Source organism: Echinicola rosea, from assembly GCF_005281475.1.
Lineage (GTDB): Bacteria > Bacteroidota > Bacteroidia > Cytophagales > Cyclobacteriaceae > Echinicola > Echinicola rosea.
Map to the genome: position 1 here is coordinate 1,496,474 of NZ_CP040106.1, position 21,018 is coordinate 1,517,491.

Sequence of the window (21,018 nt, forward strand, 5' to 3'; positions counted from 1 at the left end):
ACGATTCAGTTGAGTTCCTGGCAGGATAAACTGACATCCAATTCGGGCAGCCATGAAAAAAGTAGTGATTTTTTGTTTTGTGTTTCTCTATGGCCAAGTTTGCGAGGCGCAGTATTGGGATTTTGAAAAACCCGACTATGAAAAGATAGCAGAGGCGATTAAAGATGAAGCGTCCCTTATGCATTATCCGCCATTATTGGAGCGGTATCAACGTGCCGATTCGACGCTTTCCCTGATAGAAATGCGTCACCTATACTACGGCTTTGTGTTTCACCCTGCCTATACCACTGATGAGCCGGTGAAGGTAAAGGATAGCCTTGATGCCGTCCTTCGGAAGGAAGTGCATCATGATGAAGACCTTAAGCAGATTGTACGCCTGGGGAGTAGAATCCTCGAAAAAAATCCTTTTGACCTGAAAGTGATGAATTATCAATTATATGCGGTGGAGCAGCTTAAGGATACCGTAGGAGTTAAAAAAATCACCTTCAAAATGGACATGATCTTTGAGACGTTACTCAGTTCGGGTGATGGAGCTACCAAGGAGACTGCCTTTTTTGTAATAGACCCTGCGCACGAGCTGATCTTGATGGAGACGTTGGGTTTGAGGTCGGGAGATAAGCGTCAGGCGATTGGAAAATATGATTTTTTGGAATTGGCGGCCAACGATATTGGTTTAGAAGGTTTGTATTTTGATCTTAGTCCCCAAAGAAATTTTCTCATAAATTCATTACGAAACAATAATCTATAAAAGCACCTATTCTATGAAGACCCAGCCCCAAACCTCAAAAGCCTATTTTAAGAACTTAACAATACTTCATGGGATGCTTTTAGTGGCTCAGATAGCGTTTTTTACTGCCGCTTATTTTTTTACGGACAGGAGTATGGTGAGCAATGAGGAGCTGAATTCCCTGTTCACCTATCTTATTCCGGTATTGGTTCTTGCAGGAATTGCTGGAAGTAACCTTCTGTTCAGGAAGCAGCTGGCCAAACTCATTGAAACTGATACGCTAAAAGTCAAACTAACCGGCTACCTGAGCAGCTTGGTGATCAAGTATGCTCTGTTGGAAATCCCCGCGATGCTGTCCATTGTAGCTTATTTTATCACTGCCAATTACCTGTTTTTAGGGATGGCCGTCGTGGTTTTGATCGTTTTTGTCCTTGATAGGCCTTCGATGGGCAGGACGATCACTGATCTCCAGCTCAGCATGGCAGAGCGACAAAAAGTCGAAAACCCTCATGAAGAAGTGGCTGAGGTGAATATTCGATAAAGTAGAGGCCCTTACAGGGGGTTAATAACTATCGGTTTTTACTTCATCGATATGGTGCAGGTTTTTATAGACTTCTATACTAAATACCCGCACCGTATCCCCACGATAGGTGGCATAATGCGTTTCTTTCAGGATTCGTTGGTCAAATCCGTCCATTACCTCGGTACGATCAGCGGTATTCCACTGAATGAAAATACCATCGTAGCCTTTGTTTTCAAATTGGTCAATTCCGGGCCACAGGTCAAACTGGTTTTTTCTCCTTCCTAAATTGATAGTGTAGGTTTGTGGGTTTCCGTCCACATAAAAAGCCATTTCGGAGGCCAAATGGTAGCTATCACTGAAGATGAAGTGCTTTTCTAATGCTAGTGAGTCTATGAGTACATTGATTCTATTCCCCATTTCCCGATAGCCCGCCAGGCGTGCCAAGGGATCCTTGTCAGGGCGAAGTACTTTTCTGAAACCGATGGCATCCAGCGGAGCAGGTTTCATGATCAATATCAAAAGAACACCGGAGATAGCTGTGGCGTACACGGCGTACTTTCTCCAGCCTTGGGAGACCAAAGTCATTACATAGGCCATGGATAGCGGTAGTGTGACATAAGCAAATGCTGGCCAATTGACTTCTACACGCTTGGTAATGGAAATCAAGAAGAACAGCATCCAGACCAAGATGGCCGGCAAAAGGTTAAAGAGCATTTTTCTTTCCTTGTACTTGACCAGCCTCCGTATGGCCATGACCAAAAATGGAACAAAAAAGGCAGAAATGATCCCTAGCTGTCCACCTGCATATTCTGAGATGTATTTGAAGGATTCCCCAAAATCAAAGGGCTTGCTCTCTCCTTCTACCCCTCCCAAGGTACCTACGTGCTTAAAAGTGACAAAATCATGCTGGAAATTCCAGATAATGATCGGAATAAAGGATAGCGAGAAAACAAGACAATATACATAAAACCCTTTTTGCTTCAGCTGTTTATAATCCACCAGCAGCAGGTAAGCAAAAATCAGTGGAATGGCCAGTACCATGGTGTTTTTGGAGAGCATGCCCATGGCACTTGCCAAGCCGGCATACACCCAGTAGCTGGTCTTCTTCGCTTCGGTGGCACGGTATAGCCAGTAAAAGCTCAATGCCCAGAAAAAAAGCAGGGAAGAATCAGTGGTATGGAAAAAGGAGGCCAAGTGAAAATAAGGCATCACCACCAGCATCACAGCTGCCCAAAATCCGATTCTTGGATCCCGGTACATCCGCTGCCCGAGTTCGAATATCACCCAAGCAGTACCAGCGGAAAACAGCACGGCACTTAGCCTTACGGCCACATCGGTATTGCCGAAAATCCCCGTAAGGAGGTAATTGTAAACGGCAATCATCAATGGCTTGGAATAGTAGTTCCAGTCCAGATTTTGAGACCATAGCCAATATTGGGTTTCCTCAGAGAACAGGCTCAGGGAGGTGGTGGCGGTAAACAGGATCTTAAAAAAGGAAATGATGGCCAATAGTGCAATCAAGTAGATTCTGAGCGGTCTGGTGTCTTTCATGGCATGATTATTTTGGTGGTCACCCTATTTGGAGTGCAGCCAACTTGAAGCTACAAATCTGTCGAAAAGCCGTTAAATAAATAGCATTTTTTTAAAATTTTGCTCGAACCGAGGCGTATAAAGTGGTATAGACGGAAAAGAGGTTTTTTCTCCTTTCATCGAAATGACGCGGTATTTTTTACCTGTGTCGATGATTTTTGCGGTTGACTATCTATGGATTGCCAGCTGCTATTTTCCGATGAAATCCCTACCTTTGGAACAAAACAGAAAAGGATGGCAAAAAACATTATTTATTCCGAAGAGGCACCTGCACCGATAGGGCCCTATAGTCAGGCCGTTTTGGCGGGCAATACGCTTTATATCTCCGGCCAGATAGCGCTAGATGCCCAAACAGGCGAGTTGATCAACGAAAACATTACAGAAGAGACCCATGCTGTAATGAAAAATCTGGACGCTATTCTTTCTGCAGCGGGCTATAGTTTTGGAGATGTGGTCAAATGTTCTATTTTTATTAAAAACATGGACGATTTTGGTACCATTAACGAAGCGTATGGTCAATATTTTCCATCAAACCCACCAGCAAGGGAAACCGTGGAAGTAAGCAAATTGCCAAAAAATGTACAGGTAGAGATTTCTTGTATCGCCGTGAAGGCATAACCCTCCTGTGGAGGCAGGAAACAATGATCAAATACTTGCCCCATCATAGTGAAGTACTGGTTTCTTCCATGACCTGTGAAGAAGTCATCTCACGCTTGGATCATGTCACCAGGGATGTGGATTATTTATCTGATCCCTTAAGTGGCCATGCCAAGGAATGTTTATTTAACGGAAAAATAAACGAAGCCTCCTTTCGGCTGTCTATGGCGGTAAGAAAGGCAGATAGCTTTTTGCCGTTAATAAAGGGGAAGCTAGAATCTACCCGGACAGGCTGTATCATTTTTTTGGATTATCAGCTGTTTCCAGGTTCTTCATTTTTCATGATGTTTTGGTCCATTGTGACCTTGGCAATGGGAATGTTTTTTCTATTTGGTGAAGAGCAGCCAGCCTTTGCCATGATCAGTTTTGCGGTGGGAGTGGGGAATGTGGTGTTTGCTTGGTCACACTTCAAGCGAAAAGTCAAACACTCCCAAGAGATTTTCCATAAAATGCTCAGTCTGCAGAAGAACAGCTGATTTTTAAAGGCTGGGTAAAAATTTATTAAGACACAAAATCCGCTTACGCTTATGGTTTTTGCGGCTCAGGTCGTAATTTAGAGGCACTGTTGGCAAGCCGATTGTGAAAGTAGCGATAGCCAATTTTTGACTAAAATCAATTATAAACAGATGAAATATAGAGTAGAAAAAGACACCATGGGGCCAGTGGAAGTCCCAGCGGACAAGTATTGGGGAGCCCAGACCCAACGATCCATCAATAACTTTAAAATTGGGGGTGAGCGTAACCGGATGCCGCTTGAGATTACCCACGCTTTTGCCATCCTTAAAAAGTCAGCTGCACTGACCAATTCCGAGCTAGGGGTGTTGCCACAGGAAAAGGCAGTTACCATAGCCAAAGTGTGTGATGAGATTCTGGAAGGCAAGTTGGATGATCAGTTTCCACTGGTGATCTGGCAGACCGGATCCGGTACCCAGTCCAATATGAACGCCAACGAAGTGATCGCCTATCGAGGTCATGTACTGGAAGGAGGGAGCCTAGAGGATGAAAAGAAATCCATCCATCCCAATGACGATGTGAACAAATCCCAGTCTTCTAACGATACTTTCCCCACAGCCATGCACATAGCGGCATACAAAATGGTCGTGGAGACCACTATTCCGGGTGTCGAAAAATTAAGGGATACCTTAAAGCGCAAGTCTGAGCAGTTTATGGATGTCGTGAAGATCGGCCGGACGCACTTTATGGACGCTACGCCTTTGACATTGGGGCAGGAATTTTCGGGGTATGTGGCGCAGCTCGACCATGGTCTGAGAGCACTCAAAAACACCCTTGAGCACCTTTCTGAATTGGCTTTGGGCGGTACTGCAGTAGGGACAGGGCTGAATACGCCTAAAGGTTATGCTGAATTGGTGGCAAAGAAAATCGCTGAATTTTCCGGTCAGCCATTTGTGACCGCTCCCAATAAATTTGAGTCGCTGGCGGCCCATGATGCCATTGTGGAGACACATGGAGCGCTGAAGCAATTGGCCGTAAGCCTGATGAAGATCGCCAATGATATCAGAATGCTGTCTTCAGGTCCACGGTCGGGAATTGGTGAGATCCTGATACCTGAGAATGAGCCAGGTTCTTCTATCATGCCCGGCAAGGTAAACCCTACGCAGGCGGAGGCCATGACGATGGTGTGTGCCCAAGTGATCGGAAACGATACGGCAGTCTCAGTAGGTGGCTCCAATGGTCATTTCGAATTGAACGTCTTTAAGCCGATGATGATCCATAACTTGCTCACCTCTGCAAGACTGATAGGGGATGCATGTGTGTCTTTCCATGACAATTGTGTCATTGGCATCGAGCCAAACCGACCATTTATCAAGAAGCATCTTGAAAACTCCTTGATGCTGGTAACGGCTCTGAATACACATATCGGATATGAAAATGCGGCGGCAATTGCAAAAAAAGCACATAAAGAAGGTACTAGCCTGCGTGAAGCAGCCATCGACTTGGACTTGCTTACCAGTGAGCAGTTTGATGAATGGGTAAAGCCTGAAAATATGATCGGTGGGCTGAAATAGGTTTAAATTTCCTTCGCTGGAGGCTCTTGTATAAACTTTATTTTATCCAAATTTTAAAAGGGGGAGTATATTTCGTATTTTACATGAAATATGCTTCCCCTTTTTTATAACAAAAGAAAATCATTAATGAACATGGTTTCGAAAAACCTTTTGAGAAGTGGCCTAGTGCTAGGAATGATGCTGGCATTAACGATCAATGCCCATTCACAGCAGCTATCCAAAGATAAAAAGAAAGCCCTTAAAAAGGAGCTTAAAAGGATGAGTCCAGAGGAATATTGGCAGCTCAAAAACGAACAACAAGAGCAAAAGGTGGCGATTATAACCCTTGAAAAGGAAAATGAGGCCTTGAAGGAAAAGTTAGCAGAGCAAGCTGAGGATTTAGCCATAAAGCAAGACAAAAACGAACATCTTGAGGGTGAAAATGAGGCCATGACGAACACCAGATCCAGTGCCACTTCCCCTTCTTCCAGTCCAGTTCCTTCTGGCGAATGGGGAAAAGGGGTGGTCTTCAGAGTTCAGATTGGAGCTCTTACCGAAGAAGAATACGAAAAAGAAATACCCTCAGGCTTTAGCTTGGATGTAGAGCATAAAGGAGACCTGAAGCGTATGCTAGTGGGTTATTACAGAGATTATGACGAAGCAGATTCTTTTAAAAAACTGATGCGGAAGCTTGGCATCCGTACTGCTTGGATCGTGCCTTATAAAGACGGTAAACGAGTGCCGTTAAAAGAGGTCTTGGGTGAAGTGGTAAATTGATTTTTTAAGGCGTTTCATAGCCAAATTGCTCCAATTCTGATGCGGACATTTCGAGGACGTTTACTTCCATGGTGATGTCTTCGAGAGGAGTGTCGGTGGAGTCAGTAGGAACCTTTGCGATGGCGTCCAGAACGTCCAATCCTTTAAAGACCTGACCAAATATGGTATAATTATCGTCAAGCCTTGGAATCCCGTCTTTGTCATGTACGAGGTAAAATTGGCAGCCTGCCGAAAGTTTTTCGGGATTGTCGTCACGGCCAGCTCCTACCGCCCCATAGACATGACGAATGGAATCTACAAATTCAGGTTTGAGCAAATACGGTGAATCTCCGAATCCTGCAGGCGTGTCGGGACATCCTCCCTGAATCACAAACCCCTCTATGACCCTGTTAAAAGTCAATGAGTCCCAATAATGGGCATTTGCAAGCTGTATAAAGCTTTCCCTGTGTTGAGGTGTCTCATCATATAGCCAAAAGAGCATTTCCCCCTTTGGGGTAGTGATTTGGCCGATTTGGTATTTCTTTTCTGCGCTCGAGGTACAGGAAAGAAGGGCGAGGCATGTGCCGAAAATCAGAAGGTAATTTTTCATGCTATGAATCTAACCAATAGATGCTGGGAAAGCTATAAAGGATCGATGAAAATGTTTTACCTATTGATATGATTACCTGATATGAAAAGCCGCCATCGCAGGGCAAATGCATTTGTGTATTTTGATGGACAAAAACTGGATGGCCTTATGCAGCAGGGACTTACCTTACATTCAGTGAAAGTGGCGGAAATAATTGCAAATTTTTTTAATAAAGAAGTACTTTAGTTTAGTAATTTAGGAGGTATGGAGTTTAGGTGGGAAATAAAAAGCAAGGCAGACCAATCAACAGTACAATCTCTCAGCAGTGAAATCAACGTCAATCCGGCATTGGCCAATTTGTTGGTTAATCGGAATGTGAACAATTTTCAGGAGGCCAAGGATTTTTTCCGGCCCGACCTGGATAAAATCCACTCGCCATTCCTAATGAAGGATATGGACAAGGCTGTAGAGCGATTAATAAGGGCCATAGATCATGAAGAAAAAATCCTGGTCTATGGTGATTATGATGTAGATGGTACTACTGCAGTGGCGTTGTTTTATGGGTTTTTGAACGCGGTCTATCCTCATGTGGATTTTTATATTCCCGATCGCTATCAAGAAGGCTATGGGGTGTCAGAAAGAGGGGTACATTATGCCGCTGAAAATGATTTTAAACTGATCGTATCCTTGGATTGTGGAATAAAGGCTTTGGAAAAGGTAGCGTTGGCCAATAGCCTGGGGGTGGATTTTATTGTCTGCGATCACCATACGCCAGGAGAGGAGCTTCCCAAAGCCCTTGCAGTGCTCGATCCCAAGCGCCAAGACTGCGAATACCCCTATAAGGAGCTAAGCGGCTGCGGGGTGGGCTTTAAGCTCATTCAGGCATTTACCGAAAAAACCGGCAAGAATGCCAGTCATCTTTTTGGGTTGTTGGATTTGGTGGCGGTAAGCATTGCGGCGGATATTGTGCCCATCACGGGTGAAAACAGGATTTTGGCTCACTATGGGCTAGAGCGGTTGAACAATAACCCGCGGCCGGGGCTTATGGCATTGATTTTGGCTGGAAAGGGACAGCGTAGCCTTCAGGAGCTGCTCGACAACCGTCAGCTACTCCAGCGTGAAATGCTGCAGTTAAAATCGGATAAGGACATTGAGATTTCTGATATTGTTTTCCGCATTGGCCCACGTATCAATGCCTCGGGCAGGCTAGAACATGCCAAAGCGTCCGTGGAGCTGTTGATCTCCCAGGATATCCATGATGCCTTGCGAAGGGCAGAGGTGGTGGAAGACGTGAATTCCGCTCGGAAGAATTTTGATGAAAACATTACCAAGGAAGCCATTCAGATGATAGAAGACCGCGATCAAGAAAAGCCCTTCAAGAGCACGGTCTTGTACAAGGAAGATTGGCATAAGGGAGTGATCGGGATCGTGGCATCCCGCTGTATCGAACAATATTACCGGCCTACGATTATCCTGACATCATCTAACAACAAGGCGACGGGCAGTGCACGGTCGGTATATGATTTTGATATTTATGAGGCCATTAGCGAGTGTAGTGATCTGCTGGAACAGTTTGGGGGGCATAAATATGCGGCGGGTCTTACCATGGAGTTGGATAAGGTGCCTGCTTTCCAAGAGCGGTTTGAGGAGGTGGTTACCAGCCGTATAGCGGATATTCATAAGAAACCCGTGCTGGAAGTGGATGATGAACTGGAGCTGGATCAGATCAATTATAAATTTTATAATATATTGCGTCAGATGGCGCCATTTGGGCCGGGGAATACGGAGCCGATATTCTGTGCAAACCAAGTATATGCGCAGAACATCAAGGTGTTAAAAGACAAGCACCTTAAATTTGAAATCGTACAAGATGGCCAAGTGACCAGTCCTGTATGCATAGCTTTTGGCTTTGCGACCTATTATGAAATGCTGCGCAGCAAAATGCGCTTTAATATCGCTTTTGAAGTAAGAGAAAATACGTTCAGAAATACCAGCAGCCTTCAGCTATATGTGAAGGACATCAAATTCGACTGACCATGATACTAAGAGGAGAAGACCTGATCAAGATATACAAAGGCCGAAAAGTGGTGAACAATATTTCGGTGGAGGTAGAGCAAGGGGAGATCGTGGGGCTATTGGGGCCCAATGGAGCAGGTAAGACCACTTCTTTCTATATGATCGTGGGCTTAATCAAGCCCAATAGTGGTAAGGTCTTCTTGGATAAGGAGGAGATCACCCCCCTTCCCATGTACCGAAGGGCAAAGCTAGGGATTGGCTATTTGGCGCAGGAAGCGTCAGTCTTTCGGAAGCTGTCCGTGGAAGAAAATATCATGGCCGTTCTGGAGATGACCGACCTTCCTAAAGCGGCCCAAAAGGAAAAAATGGAAGGGCTATTGGAAGAATTTAGCCTTACCCATGTACGCAAAAACCTTGGCATGGTTCTTTCTGGTGGGGAGCGTAGAAGGACCGAGATTGCACGGGCTTTGGCAGTCGATCCCAAGTTCGTATTGTTAGATGAGCCTTTTGCGGGGGTGGATCCCATTGCAGTAGAGGAAATCCAAACAATTGTTGCTAAATTAAAAAACAAAAATATTGGCATTTTGATCACTGATCACAATGTGAATGAAACCCTTTCGATAACCGATCGCGCTTACCTGATGTTTGAGGGTAAATTGCTCAAAGCAGGTACTGCCGAAGAGCTGGCCGCCGATGAGCAGGTTCGGAAAGTTTATCTTGGAAAGCACTTTGAGCTGAAACGTAAGATTTAATTTATGGACGTATTAAATACTTTTATGACCTGGATTTTTAAGATCCGTATTGGTCAGATTGATAACTTCAAGGAAAATCCCATAGAAGTTCAGCAAGACATTTTTTTTGACCTGATAAAGTCCGCAAGGAAAACCCAGTTTGGAAAGAAATATGGCTTTTCGGACATTAAAAGCCCGAAGGATTTTGACCGTCAAGTACCGATCCACAGTTATGAGCAGATGCAGCCCTATATCGAGCAGACGATGAAGGGCGAGCAGAACGTGATTTGGCCATCAGAGATCAGTTGGTTTTCGAAATCCTCTGGAACGACCAGCAGCAGAAGTAAATTTATCCCTGTTTCCCAAGAATCCCTGGAAGATTGCCACTTTAAGGGCGGCAAGGATATGCTGTCCCTGTATGTAAACAATTACCCGGACAGTAAGCTATTTACGGGGAAAAGTTTGGCGATCGGCGGGAGCAGTGAAGTAAATGCACTAGATATCAACAAAAACAGCCAGTACGGTGACATTTCAGCAGTGATCATGCGTAACCTGCCTGTGTGGGCCCAGTTGGCCAGAACACCAAGTCTGGAGACCGCCTTGATGAGCGAGTGGGAAGAAAAAATCGAGAAGATGGCCAGGGAAACCATGGAGGAAAATGTGGTCAGTATTTCGGGCGTGCCCACGTGGACCATTGTGCTGCTCCAGCGGATAATGGAGCTGACGAATTCCAAAAATATTCTCGAAGTATGGCCAAATCTGGAGGTGTTTTTCCATGGAGCAGTGGCTTTTGGGCCATACCGACGGGTTTTTGAAGCGTTGGTGCCTTCCACATCCATGCGGTATATGGAGACGTATAATGCCTCCGAGGGTTTTTTTGGGATACAGGACCAAAAGAATTCCGATGAGCTGTTGCTGATGCTGGATTACGGGATCTATTATGAATTCATCCCCATGGAAGAGTGGGACCGTGAGGATCCCAAAGTATTGCCACTGGAGGAGGTGGAGCTGGGCAAGAATTACGCTTTGGTGATCAGTACGAACGGTGGGCTTTGGCGGTATAAGATCGGCGATACCGTGAAATTTACTTCCATCCGCCCTTATCGTATCAGGATTTCCGGAAGGACAAAACACTTCATCAATGCATTTGGTGAAGAAGTGATCGTAGAAAATGCCGAGAAAGCCATAGCGGTGGCTGCTGAAGCTACGGAGGCCATTGTGGTAAACTTTACGGCAGCGCCGGTCTATTTTGATGGAGCCGATAGCAAAGGAGCCCATGAATGGATTATTGAGTTTAGCAAATCTCCCAAGGATTCAGAAGCCTTTAAGTTGAAGTTGGACGCAACCCTTCGCGAGGTCAATTCTGATTACGATGCCAAACGGTACAGGGACATTGCCTTGGACAAGCCTCTGATTCACTTTGCGGAAGAAGGGCTTTTCGAAAGGTGGATGAGGTCACGCGGAAAGTTGGGGGGACAAAATAAAGTGCCCCGTCTAGCCAATAATCGCGAGTACATTGATACGATATTGGAGCTCATGAATTAATCTAAGTCAAAAAAACAATCCTGCGATGGTGCTGAAGCCATGGCAGGATTGGTAACGGTGCTTAAATACATTTGCTGGATTAGATGTTTAGCAAAGCCTGAAGGAAGTTCATGTTCTCACCTTTCCTTTTGATGACCAGCATAGGGACTTTGTAATTGATTTCTACGAGTCTTTCGGCGACGCTTCCCAGCAGCAGGGCGGCTGAGTTGCTTCGGCCCCTACTGCCAATGACGACCAAGTCTATGTTTTTGTCGAGCGCGTCCTTGAGGATGTCATCGGCCTTGATAGAATCCTTATTTAATACAAAATCGCAAGGGTGGTCTTCAATTTTATGCTTCTTGACCATTTTATCAAATTCCTTCATTGCATTCTCCTTCATGATTTCTGCAAATTCTTCATAGGATTTGCCTGTTTTGTGATAGCCAATGGGCACATCATAAAGGTGTATATATCGGATTTCAGCTTCCTTTTTCTCTTTGATAAAATTTTCTACTTTTCCGAGGACTACTTCTGTATGCTCTGAAAAATCAATAGGCACCAAGAGCTTTTGCAGCTGGTTTTGCCCCATGTCCTCAGTGACAAAAAAGACCGAAGCAGGAGCTTTCTGAGCAATGCGTTTTGGCAGCCTTCCGGAACCTTCTAAGGCTGTCTTCCTGCCCATGACGATAAAATCCACATGTTTGATCTTTGACCATCTCAAGAGGCTGTCCATGGGGTCGCCCTCCTCTGCATTCACTTCCACTTCCACTTCCGCAGGGAGGCCCAAGGTTTCAATTTTCTTTTCTATTTCTTTTTCGATGCTTTCATCGACAGGAGCCATCAAATTTGGATACGTACTGGCAATGTCATCGGGAAGGGCGAGATTGGTCGCCACGTGTGTGAAATAGAGCTTTTTGAGGTTTAAAAGTTCGATGACCTTTTTGATGTTTTCCAAGATTACTTGGTCCATTTTAGTGAGGTCCAGTCCGACTAATGCTGTATTATTCTGTGCCATAGGTTGATTAAAGAATTTGTAACAATTTAATAGATACGAAGGAGCTAAGAAAGAGAAAAAGGGATAATTGTGGTTAAGTAACGTGTAAATGGTCAATTGGTCAGTGTTGTCATTTGCAAGTAGTGGGAGAGCGGGGAAATGACTTTTAGATGAGGGCTTGCTTTTTCCCATGGAATTTACGCATCTTTGGATCATGCCAAGATCAATGCAGAAATATTTTGTGGCGATAGTTCCACCGGAAGAAGTACAGGCACAGGCGCAGGAGGTAAAAGAAGCGGTCCGTGATAAGTTTAATGCCAAGCATGCGCTGAAATCCCCAGCCCATGTGACGCTCAAGATGCCATTTGTCTGGAACGAACATAAGGAAGATAAGCTTGTCGGGCTGTTGGAAGATTTCTTTAAAGAGCGGGCTCATTTTCAGGTGGAATTTAAAGGAATTGGACGGTTTGGCAGGCGAATTATGTATGCGCGCGTCCATGGAGGAGATGCATTGACGGAGATGCAGGAGGCATTTAGCCACTACTGTAAGAGAACACTAAAACTCAATATAGAACTCAGTGACAAGGCCTTTACGCCCCATGTTACCTTGGTGTACAGTGACCTGAAGAAGCGTTTTTTTGATGAATGCTGGGCAATGTTAAAAGAAAGAGGCTTTTATGCCAAGATGGATGTCCAGCAGGTGGCCTTGCTCAAAAAAGTGAATTATCGCTGGCAAATAGTGGAAATGATAGCGCTTGGTCCTGTTCTTTAACAGCAAAAAAGGGAGCCATTTTGGCTCCCTTTTTTGATTACTTGAGACTGTGAATTAGTGCTTCACAGTGATTTTTTCTTTAACTCTTGCAGCTTTACCCTGACGACCACGTAGGTAGTAAAGTCTAGCTCTTCTCACTCTACCTTGTCTTAGCACTTCGATTTTCTCAATGCTAGGGCTAAGAAGGGGGAAAATTCTTTCTACACCGATGCCACTAGAGATTTTTCTTACTGTGAAAGTCTCTCCATTGGAGTTAACGTTTTTACGTTGGATCACGGTACCTTGGAACAGCTGCACACGTTCTTTGTTACCCTCTTTAATACGTACGTGAACGTTAATTGTATCTCCTGACTTGAAAGAAGGGAACTTGGCTCTCGCCTCGTTGTATTCCTCTTCTACAATTTTAAGTAGTTCGCTCATATCTTTATGATTTATGTGCTTATCGCAAATTCGAATTGCAAAGGTATGCAATTATCTATTTTATTCAATTAATTATCAACTATTTACGTTTTTCGCCAGCCTCAATATTTTTGCCCTCCAGTAAGTCAGGCCTTCTTTTTTTGGTACGGCGAACCGATTCTTCAAACCTCCAATTGGCGATCTTTTCATTGTGACCGGAGAGCAGTATGTCTGGTACTTTCATACCTTCATATTCTGCAGGCCGCGTATAGATCGGTGGAGCCAGAAGTCCGTCTTGAAAGGAATCCGTCAAGGCTGAGGTCTCGTCATTGAGCACCCCGGGAATCAGGCGGATCACTGCATCAGCGACTACGGCTGCCGCAAGTTCGCCACCAGAGAGTACAAAATCTCCGATACTGATTTCGCGGGTGATGTACCTTTGCCTGATCCGTTCATCCACACCTTTATAATGACCACAAAGGATCATCAGGTTTCCTTTTAGCGAGAGGGAATTGGCCATTTGCTGATCGAAGGTTTCCCCATCAGGGGTCATGTAGATGATTTCATCGTAATCCCGCTGGCTTTTCAGGGCTTCAATGCACCTGGCCACGGGCTCGATCATCATGACCATGCCTGCTCCTCCTCCAAAAGCATAGTCATCGACTTGCTTTTGTTTGTTAGTAGCATACTCCCTGAGGTTGTGTACTTGTACCTTTGCCAGTCCTTTTTCTTCTGCCCGTTTGAGGATAGAATGTGAAAAAGGCCCTTCCAAAAGGCCGGGTACTACGGTGATTATGTCGATCTGCATGGACTAATCCTCTAGATATATTTCAAGTAAGCCATCTGGCAATTGACAGAAAACTTTTTTTGCTGTCTTGTCCACTTTAAGGATAATGTCATCCTGAATGGGTACCAGGATTTCCTTTCCTTTATAATCCAGCCCAATAAGGTATTGGGTTTGGAGGTCGTATATCACATTTACACTACCTAGTACTCCTTTGGAGGAGTCTTCTACTTCAAAGCCCACCAACTCGTGAAAATAGTACTGATCTTCATCGAGTACAGGAAGGTCTTTCAGCGGAAGATAGAGTGCCGTTCCCACAAGTGTGTCGGCGGCGTTTTTGTCATCAAATCCCTCAAACTTGGCCAGAAAGCGGTTGTTTGGCTGGGAGACAAAGTGCTCTAGAAAGTAGGGGGCCATTCGGTTGTTTTTTTCCAAAAAGACATGCTCGATGTCTTCGTAATTTTCTGGATAATCTACATCCAGCACAGCCACCACTTCTCCTTGGAGTCCATGAACTTTAGCAATGTAGCCTAATTGGAAACAGTTGTCCTTGTTCATGGAAAGGTGCGCAATTAACCTTTGTTTTCTTCTTCTTCGTTGCTTTCAGCAGCAGGTGCTTCGCTTTCCTCGCCTTCAGCAGGAGCTTCAGCTTCAGCGGCTTCTGCCTCAGCAGCGGCTTTGGCTTCTTCTTCTCTTTTCTTGATTGCCTCAAGACGGGCCTCATTTTTGGCGACTTCAGCCTCATGAGCCTTCTTACGGGCATCTTCCTTGGCTTGGGCGATTTTGTCTTTCTTGCCAGTGATGGAAGTTTCTTTTTCGTCGATCCAAGCTTGGAATTTCTTGTCTGCTTCCTCCTGGGTGATCGCGCCTTTCAAGACACCGATCTGAAGGTGTTTTTTAAGCAATACACCACGGTAAGAAAGCATCGCTTTTACAGTGTCCGTAGGTTGGGCACCGTTAAGCAACCATTGCAATGCTCTATCATTATTGATGTTGATAGAAGCAGGGTCAGTGTTCGGGTTATACGAACCGATTTTTTCGATAAAGCGTCCATCACGTGGAGCTCTTGCATCAGCTACAACGACATCGTAGATGGCTAATCTTTTTCTACCTCTACGAGCTAATCTGATTTTTACTGCCATATTATATTGATATTTAGTTTGTTGATGGATCTCGTCCATCGTAAATTTGGACTGCAAAGATAGCGGATTTATCTTTAAAAGAACAAGTTAGGCCTAGAATATTTGCGGAATAAGGAAAATATGTTTTAAATTGCGGCACATTTTAGGAAGGGAAGGAGCTAGCAGGCGCTTTCCACCTTTATTAACAGGTAGACTGGTCCCGTAGTTCAATGGATAGAATAGAAGTTTCCTAAACTTTAGATACAGGTTCGATTCCTGTCGGGACTACAAAAAAACCTCTTCAAATTGATTTTGGGGAGGTTTTAATTTTTGGGGGATGGATTGGGGGACACAATAGATTTTTGTGGATATTTCAAGAAATAGAACCAATCTTAAGATATCACATACAGAAGAATTACCAATAGAGATTTTCACAAATTTCCTATTACTTAAAATAATTCAAATTTACCTTTTGGTTAAAATTGTATAATTTACTACCCAATATTAGTTAGTATGGCACTAAATAGAGATGTTCTCCGGTTTTTAGCACTTAAAATGCTTCCAAATATGATGAAAACCTATCCAAATCAACCAATATATTCATATTTTATAAATTTCAATGAGGGGCGTTATCAGGTTTGGATGAAGGAGGTTAATGGGGAATGGGAGATGGTTCAATTTGAAAAGATTACTTGAATATATCTATCAACTTTTTAATTTTATCATTTAAAATGACATCAGATTTGTCATCAAATGACCATCAAATAAGAATGTGTTTACTGGACACTTACCCCGCTGCCGTAGTAAATCACTACGTCAGATATTCACCTGGTACAAATAAATTTAGGGTTATATTATCACAAATGAGACTCAAACCTATTTGCATATCATTTCATGGGAAAATACGAGGCGCAAAGGCGAACTAACGACCTGTCAACCGTCAACCTGACTAACGTGCAAATTATGCACAATGCAATTATAACCTACCTTATTTGCGCTTAACCCTAATTTCACAATCATTAAAAAAGGGCACCCACATAATGAGTACCCCCTTATAACTGACATTTGAAAAAGTGGAATAATTAACCTAATCAACCTTAGTTCATGGCCTGTCATACCCGTTTGAATTGCCCTTGGTATTTCTGTTTATAGAAACCAATTCCTTATAAGACCTAGCTTGCCATTGCGCTATTTCTTGCAGGTAATTGACCTGTTGCAACCCTATCTGTAATTGTTCGAACAGGTAGTTGTTTGCAATTTTCTGATTGTCATAAAATGACCTGAAAAGCCCGGCCAATTCCGATCCCGTCTCTTCTGTTATCGACCTCTGTATGGATCCTACCGCGCTACCGGCATTGGACTGCGTTTCTTCAAGTGATATCCCTACTTCTGACAATGCTTTGTTCATAGCATCGAATGCCGGGCCTGATGATGTGATCACACCGTTCACACTTTTTACAAACTTTTCAATTTCATTATTGTCTAGCCCGTCCAGCGCATCTTCTCCAAACTGGTCTATTATTTTGTTCAATGGCTCTTCGAGTATCCTGTATTTGAAGCCTTCCAACATGGCATTCCTTACTATCTCTTCCAGGTCTGTTCCAAAATCTTCGGCCGCCCTTTTTCCCTGCCTAAAACCTTCAATTATTGTATCTGCAATGCTCAACCCATCAATACCACCTACCAGCGCATCTTTATAAGCTTCCCGTAACTCTTCAAGCTGTTGTGTCCATTCCTCCATTTCGGCACGTTGCTCTTTGAGCTGATCAAAAAGCTCTTTGGCCTGTGGTGTTAACTGGTCGTAAATCTTTTCAATATTCTCATATGACATTCCTGCCAATGATTCAAATTGCCTCACCACTGTTTTTCCGATTCCTAAAAATCCACGTTCTATCCTTGGTTCTACCTCGTAAACAGAATCCCCAAGTTTGTCCATGTATTTTTTAAAAAGGTTATTGGAATCTTGATAGAAACTATCATTAAGTTTGCTTAAATCTTCGCCACTTACTGATCTTGTCAACTGCCCAAAAATACCATTGAACTCTTCATTTATCTCCCTTATGTTTTGCTGGAGTGCATTGGTCTGTGATTGGAAGTTCTTAGTCATGGAGTTTTCAATTTCAGCGGCCAGTGCCCTTCTCTCCCTATAAAGGGCATTAAGCCTCAACTCTCCTTTTTCAACCTTGCTTTGGAACTCCAAAACCTGTTGTTCGGCAAGTCTTGATTGCTGTGAAATTGAATTGACTATACCGGCCACTGCCTGTATTCCCGCAAATACACCACCGGCAATGCCCAAACCTGCCCCAATGGCACCAAGTGCATTACCCGTGCTTTGAGCTGTCTTGAATGCTTCTATGTTGGTCTTTACCTGTGCAGTTCTTTGTATTAGATCGGAAACCACACGCAATGTTTGACCAAATCCGCTGTTTACATCTCCAATCGTGCCAACAATATCATTTAATTGGGATGATATTTCAGATAGGCCTTCAGGTAGTTCATTCTGTACGTTTTCTTCTGCATTTCTAAGGAATGTAATGAAGTTGTCCAGCTGACCTTCGTCAATCAATCCCTTTTTGAAAAGCTTCTCAAACTCTTTTCTCAATTGGGCAATACCTTCCAGTGCCGCGCTCCTTGACATCGTTTCGATGTTGTCAAAGAATTTTTGAAAACCGGTAACATTAATTGCCGCCTCTTCATTCAGCTTTGTAATCTGTTCTTTGAACTGCCTATCAAATTCCTGTAGGTATTCAAAATCACCCCTTGATACTATTTCAGCCCTTTCACGTTGGTATTGCTCGGTTAATGCATTTCTTTTTTGCTCATAATTTTGTACGCTTAACAGTAGTTGGTCGTACTGCTTGTTTTGGTATTCCTTCTCTTTATCCAATACCTCCTGCAAGAACTCCAATCTCTCTTGTTCTACCCCTGACCTGTCCCCTGCGGGCGTGGATGCAAGGTTTTGATATTCCTTTTGCGCCTTTTCGATGTAGCTTTTAACCTCTTCGAGCTCCACGCCATACCTTTCCCTTGCTGCCTGAATTCCAAAATCGTTCACGTAGTCGGTATATTCCCTGTAAAGCTGCTCCCTTTTTTTGAGCTCGTCCTCCAAAAGACTGGTTTCTGTCCTGTATGCAATATCACCGGTAGCCCTATCTTCCAGGCTATCAATTCTATCCACTACACGTCCTCCCAATCCGTTTTTGACTGCCAGTTCCCTAAGCTCTTTGAACCTTCTCTCTGTATCCCTTATCTCCTGTTCTCCCCGTTCGAATGATTTTTTGTAATACTTATCTTCCAGCTTTTCAAGCTCTTTTAATACCTCCTCCCTTTCTTTTACGGCTTCATTTTGCTCTTTCTTATCGGACTTTGTGCTAAATGCCTCCAGGTTTTGTTGAGCGGAAAGTATCTTTTCTCTGTATTCCTTCGCTCTTTTTTCAAAGTCATCAGCTGATTTGTCAAGTGCGTTTAACCCTTCTGTGTTTTCTTGGATTATCTGTTCAAAGTATGCTTTGTTTTGTGCAGCCCTTTCCGGTTGATCCTCGGTATCAGTTAGTTTTTCCCTTAGTTTTTGTATCTCGTCCTCATACTGCTTGTATTCAGATGATGTGTCTTTGAAGGCCTTTTGTACCTGCTTATAAAACTCGATCTGTTTTTGTACCGATTCTGATGTATCGTCAAAAGTATCACCAAGTTTACGGTTGATATCTTCCTGTGATTGCAGTAGCCGTGAAAGGTTCTCCTGTGTCGTTTGGATCTCCCTGTTTGCGGCTGCTATCTGCCCCGAATTTGATGCAGCGCCGGAACTTGAAAGGGTTTGGCTTTCCTTTCTTAGTTGGTTAAGCCTTTCCTGTTGGTCTATTAAACGCTGTTCAAGCTCGGCTCTCTTTTGGGCAATGGTAACGCCCTCATTTATGAGTGCTTCCTCTTCCCTTCTGTCCCTAAGTGCATTGATGTAGCCATAAATTGCAGCGGTCAAATCCTTTGTTTTGGCCTCTTCAAATGATAATCCACGGACAATATCAGGCGATATATTGTTAAGGTCTTTGTAAGCTTTCAATCTTACCGATTCGGCTACGTTTTGGTCCTGCAATATGCTGACCAACTGACCTATTTTAGCCTGTTGTTCACTCACTGAATTATTTACATCAGTGTATAATCGGTTAAGTCTATCCTGGCTCTTTTCTACCTCTTCTACTTCATCCCTTAAGAACACAAATGCGCCTACCAAGACCCCCAAAGCTGTCGCCACGGCAACGTATGGGTTTGCCAACATCGTGGTATTTAATAACGCTTGTGCTTTTTGGAGGTTAAGCGTAGCAAGTCTCAATAATCCCTTAACAGATACGCTTTTTATTTCCCCTGCCGTTACTGCAGCTTCAAGTGCTTGCGTGATTACCAGCGCGGCACGGTAGGATCCATATGCTGTAACAAGAACGCCAATAGTATCTATTACACGTTCGTAATTTTCTATAAGGAATGAAATCGACTGTATGCCACCTTTTATCAAGCCTTCATTTGATTTCCCAATTTCATTGAACATCAATTGCAACCTGTCCTGTAGCTTGGCAATCTGACCGGTAACAGTCTCGGATTGCTTTTCCATGAGGTTAAAAAATATACCTCCTTCAGTTGTAAGGGATTGGAAAGCTTTCTGTACCTCCGGAAATCCTATCTTACCGGCGGAAACCATTTCATTTATTTCCTTCTCGGTAACATTGAACTGTTCTGCAAGCTCTCTAACTACTGGAATACCTCTAGTTGTGAACTGGCGTATATCCCTTGCAAATGCCCTTCCCTGTGTTTTCAAGGTACCATATGCATAGGCGACCTCTTGGAATGTTGCACCTACACCACTGGCGACATTGCCAATGGCAAGTAACTCCCCTTTTATTTCCTCCTGTGCAAATCCATAAGCCAATAACTGTTTTGTGGCATCGGCCACCTCGGTCAACTTAAACGGGGTGCTTGTCGCAATTTGAACGATGTCGGCCATCAGCCTTTCGGCATCCGCCTTGCTTTGCAGCATTGTTTCAAATGAAACCTGTAGCTTTTCTATTTCACCCCTTACCTGGATGATGTCGTTTACAAGCCTACTACCTTGCTGTATGGTGAAAAGTCCGGTCGTTGCAAGTAATATTTGATTGAGAACCTTACCTGACGACCTCGCCCCTTTCATTGACCTGTCAAGCTTGGTAATCTCCTTGTCAAGCGATCTTATTTGCTTTTCAAGCCTACCGCCTACTGCTGCATTCTGTCTTTCTGATTCACTTAGCGCAGTGTAGGATTTTTGAAGCTGTTGTAATTTTGCCCGCTTTTGGTCAATGGAACCATTTGCGGCATTCATAACGGCATTGTTTGCCCTAATGCTATTGGAGTATTGTTCTATGTTTGTTTTGAGCTCCTGTGTCCTTACTGACAGTCCAGCGGTGGCTCTGTTGTATTCGACTTGGCTTATCCTTCCTTTTTGGAATTGGGAATCAAGTTTCTTTTGTGCTGATGATACCTGTGATAGTTCTGTTTGGAATGATTGAAGGATGGAAAGTTGTTTTTGCATTTCAGGCGTCATTTGCTGAAAAGCCCTCAATCCATCTTGATATACTTCGCGGTAATTCTGGGAAAGTTTGGAAAGTAGTTTCTTTTCCTGGTTGGCCTGTTCTTTGGTAAGACCATCGAATATATCTTCTACCTTTTTGGCATCCCTTTCAAGTCCGGAAGTGTCTATCCCGGCTTTCCAATATAATCCGCCATCGTTTACCTGAACTGCCATTTATTGTGATATTTTAAGTGTCAATTATTAGTAAAAAAATATACTCCCAAATATCCAAAAAG

The 21,018-nt window shown here is 43.8% G+C and carries 18 protein-coding genes and 1 tRNA gene; 11 read left to right on the plus strand and 8 right to left on the minus strand.

Translation table 11 applies throughout. The features are described from left to right. Nucleotides 1-52: 52 nt before the first annotated feature. Entirely contained in the window at nucleotides 53-748 is a 696-nt protein-coding gene (locus FDP09_RS06190; protein ID WP_137401825.1) for a DUF4919 domain-containing protein, read from the plus strand. A gap of 13 nt (nucleotides 749-761) precedes the next feature. After that, nucleotides 762-1,268, plus strand: coding sequence for a hypothetical protein (locus FDP09_RS06195; protein ID WP_137401826.1), 507 nt, complete (start codon nucleotides 762-764; stop codon nucleotides 1,266-1,268). Nucleotides 1,269-1,289: 21 nt separating this feature from the next. On the opposite strand, the gene FDP09_RS06200 is transcribed toward FDP09_RS06195, so the two are convergent. Then, nucleotides 1,290-2,801 carry an ArnT family glycosyltransferase gene (locus tag FDP09_RS06200; protein WP_137401827.1) on the minus strand — a complete coding sequence of 504 codons (1,512 nt, stop codon included), beginning with the start codon at nucleotides 2,799-2,801 and terminating at the stop codon, nucleotides 1,290-1,292. A 273-nt stretch (nucleotides 2,802-3,074) separates the two neighbouring features. Between FDP09_RS06200 and FDP09_RS06205 the strand changes: the two genes are divergently transcribed. The 4 genes from FDP09_RS06205 to FDP09_RS06220 all read left to right on the plus strand — a co-directional run bounded on the left by FDP09_RS06205 (nucleotide 3,075) and on the right by FDP09_RS06220 (nucleotide 6,280). Next, nucleotides 3,075-3,458, plus strand: coding sequence for a RidA family protein (locus FDP09_RS06205; protein ID WP_137401828.1), 384 nt, complete (start codon nucleotides 3,075-3,077; stop codon nucleotides 3,456-3,458). 23 nt (nucleotides 3,459-3,481) lie between these two features. Continuing rightward, the gene (locus FDP09_RS06210) at nucleotides 3,482-3,973 is read left to right on the plus strand and encodes a hypothetical protein (RefSeq protein WP_187328809.1); all 492 of its coding nucleotides are present in this window, start codon (nucleotides 3,482-3,484) and stop codon (nucleotides 3,971-3,973) included. Nucleotides 3,974-4,123: 150 nt separating this feature from the next. Continuing rightward, entirely contained in the window at nucleotides 4,124-5,524 is a 1,401-nt protein-coding gene (gene fumC, locus FDP09_RS06215; protein WP_137401829.1) for a class II fumarate hydratase, read from the plus strand. Nucleotides 5,525-5,656: 132 nt separating this feature from the next. Next, nucleotides 5,657-6,280: an SPOR domain-containing protein gene (locus FDP09_RS06220; RefSeq protein ID WP_137401830.1), complete on the plus strand. Its 624-nt coding sequence runs from the start codon at nucleotides 5,657-5,659 to the stop codon at nucleotides 6,278-6,280. A gap of 4 nt (nucleotides 6,281-6,284) precedes the next feature. Here the strand turns inward: FDP09_RS06220 and FDP09_RS06225 are convergent, their stop codons facing one another. Beyond that, nucleotides 6,285-6,869 carry a peptidylprolyl isomerase gene (locus FDP09_RS06225; RefSeq protein ID WP_137401831.1) on the minus strand — a complete coding sequence of 195 codons (585 nt, stop codon included), beginning with the start codon at nucleotides 6,867-6,869 and terminating at the stop codon, nucleotides 6,285-6,287. Between the two features lie 243 nt (nucleotides 6,870-7,112). Between FDP09_RS06225 and recJ the strand changes: the two genes are divergently transcribed. From recJ to FDP09_RS06240, 3 genes are read left to right on the plus strand one after another with little or no spacing between them, the layout of a single operon-like run. Beyond that, nucleotides 7,113-8,882 (plus strand): single-stranded-DNA-specific exonuclease RecJ, encoded by a 1,770-nt coding sequence (recJ, locus tag FDP09_RS06230; RefSeq protein WP_137401832.1) that lies wholly within the window; start codon nucleotides 7,113-7,115, stop codon nucleotides 8,880-8,882. Nucleotides 8,883-8,884: 2 nt separating this feature from the next. Then, nucleotides 8,885-9,616, plus strand: coding sequence for an LPS export ABC transporter ATP-binding protein (gene lptB, locus FDP09_RS06235; RefSeq protein WP_137401833.1), 732 nt, complete (start codon nucleotides 8,885-8,887; stop codon nucleotides 9,614-9,616). A 3-nt stretch (nucleotides 9,617-9,619) separates the two neighbouring features. Beyond that, nucleotides 9,620-11,140, plus strand: a complete 1,521-nt coding sequence (locus FDP09_RS06240; RefSeq protein WP_137401834.1) for a GH3 auxin-responsive promoter family protein — start codon at nucleotides 9,620-9,622, stop codon at nucleotides 11,138-11,140. A gap of 79 nt (nucleotides 11,141-11,219) precedes the next feature. On the opposite strand, the gene FDP09_RS06245 is transcribed toward FDP09_RS06240, so the two are convergent. Beyond that, nucleotides 11,220-12,134, minus strand: a complete 915-nt coding sequence (locus FDP09_RS06245; protein WP_137401835.1) for a universal stress protein — start codon at nucleotides 12,132-12,134, stop codon at nucleotides 11,220-11,222. A gap of 205 nt (nucleotides 12,135-12,339) precedes the next feature. Here FDP09_RS06245 and FDP09_RS06250 point away from each other — a divergent pair, with 205 nt between their 5' ends. Continuing rightward, nucleotides 12,340-12,885 (plus strand): 2'-5' RNA ligase family protein, encoded by a 546-nt coding sequence (locus tag FDP09_RS06250; protein WP_229683401.1) that lies wholly within the window; start codon nucleotides 12,340-12,342, stop codon nucleotides 12,883-12,885. Between the two features lie 54 nt (nucleotides 12,886-12,939). Here FDP09_RS06250 and rplS read toward each other — a convergent pair whose 3' ends face one another. The 4 genes from rplS to FDP09_RS06270 form a co-directional block, all read right to left on the minus strand. Continuing rightward, a complete protein-coding gene (gene rplS, locus FDP09_RS06255; RefSeq protein WP_137401837.1) occupies nucleotides 12,940-13,305 on the minus strand; it encodes a 50S ribosomal protein L19 in 366 nt (121 codons plus the stop codon). 79 nt (nucleotides 13,306-13,384) lie between these two features. Continuing rightward, complete coding sequence (gene trmD, locus FDP09_RS06260; protein ID WP_137401838.1) at nucleotides 13,385-14,092, minus strand: tRNA (guanosine(37)-N1)-methyltransferase TrmD; 708 nt, start codon at nucleotides 14,090-14,092, stop codon at nucleotides 13,385-13,387. A gap of 3 nt (nucleotides 14,093-14,095) precedes the next feature. Further along, a complete protein-coding gene (gene rimM, locus FDP09_RS06265) occupies nucleotides 14,096-14,626 on the minus strand; it encodes a ribosome maturation factor RimM (RefSeq protein ID WP_137401839.1) in 531 nt (176 codons plus the stop codon). A 14-nt stretch (nucleotides 14,627-14,640) separates the two neighbouring features. Continuing rightward, nucleotides 14,641-15,210 carry a 30S ribosomal protein S16 gene (locus tag FDP09_RS06270; protein WP_137401840.1) on the minus strand — a complete coding sequence of 190 codons (570 nt, stop codon included), beginning with the start codon at nucleotides 15,208-15,210 and terminating at the stop codon, nucleotides 14,641-14,643. Nucleotides 15,211-15,405: 195 nt separating this feature from the next. Here FDP09_RS06270 and FDP09_RS06275 point away from each other — a divergent pair. Further along, nucleotides 15,406-15,477 (plus strand) — tRNA-Arg (locus FDP09_RS06275). A gap of 814 nt (nucleotides 15,478-16,291) precedes the next feature. Here the strand turns inward: FDP09_RS06275 and FDP09_RS06280 are convergent. Continuing rightward, nucleotides 16,292-20,956 carry a tape measure protein gene (locus FDP09_RS06280; RefSeq protein ID WP_137401841.1) on the minus strand — a complete coding sequence of 1,555 codons (4,665 nt, stop codon included), beginning with the start codon at nucleotides 20,954-20,956 and terminating at the stop codon, nucleotides 16,292-16,294. Between the last annotated feature and the right edge of the window lie 62 nt (nucleotides 20,957-21,018).

Excerpts from the sequence above, each read along its gene's own strand:
- FDP09_RS06190 (WP_137401825.1), top strand. The coding sequence starts at position 53 with ATGAAAAAAGTAGTGATTTTTTGTTTTGTGTTTCTCTATGGCCAAGTT.
- FDP09_RS06195 (WP_137401826.1), top strand. The coding sequence starts at position 762 with ATGAAGACCCAGCCCCAAACCTCAAAAGCCTATTTTAAGAACTTAACA.
- FDP09_RS06200 (WP_137401827.1), bottom strand. The coding sequence starts at position 2,801 with ATGAAAGACACCAGACCGCTCAGAATCTACTTGATTGCACTATTGGCC.
- FDP09_RS06205 (WP_137401828.1), top strand. The coding sequence starts at position 3,075 with ATGGCAAAAAACATTATTTATTCCGAAGAGGCACCTGCACCGATAGGG.
- FDP09_RS06210 (WP_187328809.1), top strand. The coding sequence starts at position 3,482 with ATGATCAAATACTTGCCCCATCATAGTGAAGTACTGGTTTCTTCCATG.
- fumC (WP_137401829.1), top strand. The coding sequence starts at position 4,124 with ATGAAATATAGAGTAGAAAAAGACACCATGGGGCCAGTGGAAGTCCCA.
- FDP09_RS06220 (WP_137401830.1), top strand. The coding sequence starts at position 5,657 with ATGGTTTCGAAAAACCTTTTGAGAAGTGGCCTAGTGCTAGGAATGATG.
- FDP09_RS06225 (WP_137401831.1), bottom strand. The coding sequence starts at position 6,869 with ATGAAAAATTACCTTCTGATTTTCGGCACATGCCTCGCCCTTCTTTCC.
- recJ (WP_137401832.1), top strand. The coding sequence starts at position 7,113 with ATGGAGTTTAGGTGGGAAATAAAAAGCAAGGCAGACCAATCAACAGTA.
- lptB (WP_137401833.1), top strand. The coding sequence starts at position 8,885 with ATGATACTAAGAGGAGAAGACCTGATCAAGATATACAAAGGCCGAAAA.
- FDP09_RS06240 (WP_137401834.1), top strand. The coding sequence starts at position 9,620 with ATGGACGTATTAAATACTTTTATGACCTGGATTTTTAAGATCCGTATT.
- FDP09_RS06245 (WP_137401835.1), bottom strand. The coding sequence starts at position 12,134 with ATGGCACAGAATAATACAGCATTAGTCGGACTGGACCTCACTAAAATG.
- FDP09_RS06250 (WP_229683401.1), top strand. The coding sequence starts at position 12,340 with ATGCAGAAATATTTTGTGGCGATAGTTCCACCGGAAGAAGTACAGGCA.
- rplS (WP_137401837.1), bottom strand. The coding sequence starts at position 13,305 with ATGAGCGAACTACTTAAAATTGTAGAAGAGGAATACAACGAGGCGAGA.
- trmD (WP_137401838.1), bottom strand. The coding sequence starts at position 14,092 with ATGCAGATCGACATAATCACCGTAGTACCCGGCCTTTTGGAAGGGCCT.
- rimM (WP_137401839.1), bottom strand. The coding sequence starts at position 14,626 with ATGAACAAGGACAACTGTTTCCAATTAGGCTACATTGCTAAAGTTCAT.
- FDP09_RS06270 (WP_137401840.1), bottom strand. The coding sequence starts at position 15,210 with ATGGCAGTAAAAATCAGATTAGCTCGTAGAGGTAGAAAAAGATTAGCC.
- FDP09_RS06280 (WP_137401841.1), bottom strand. The coding sequence starts at position 20,956 with ATGGCAGTTCAGGTAAACGATGGCGGATTATATTGGAAAGCCGGGATA.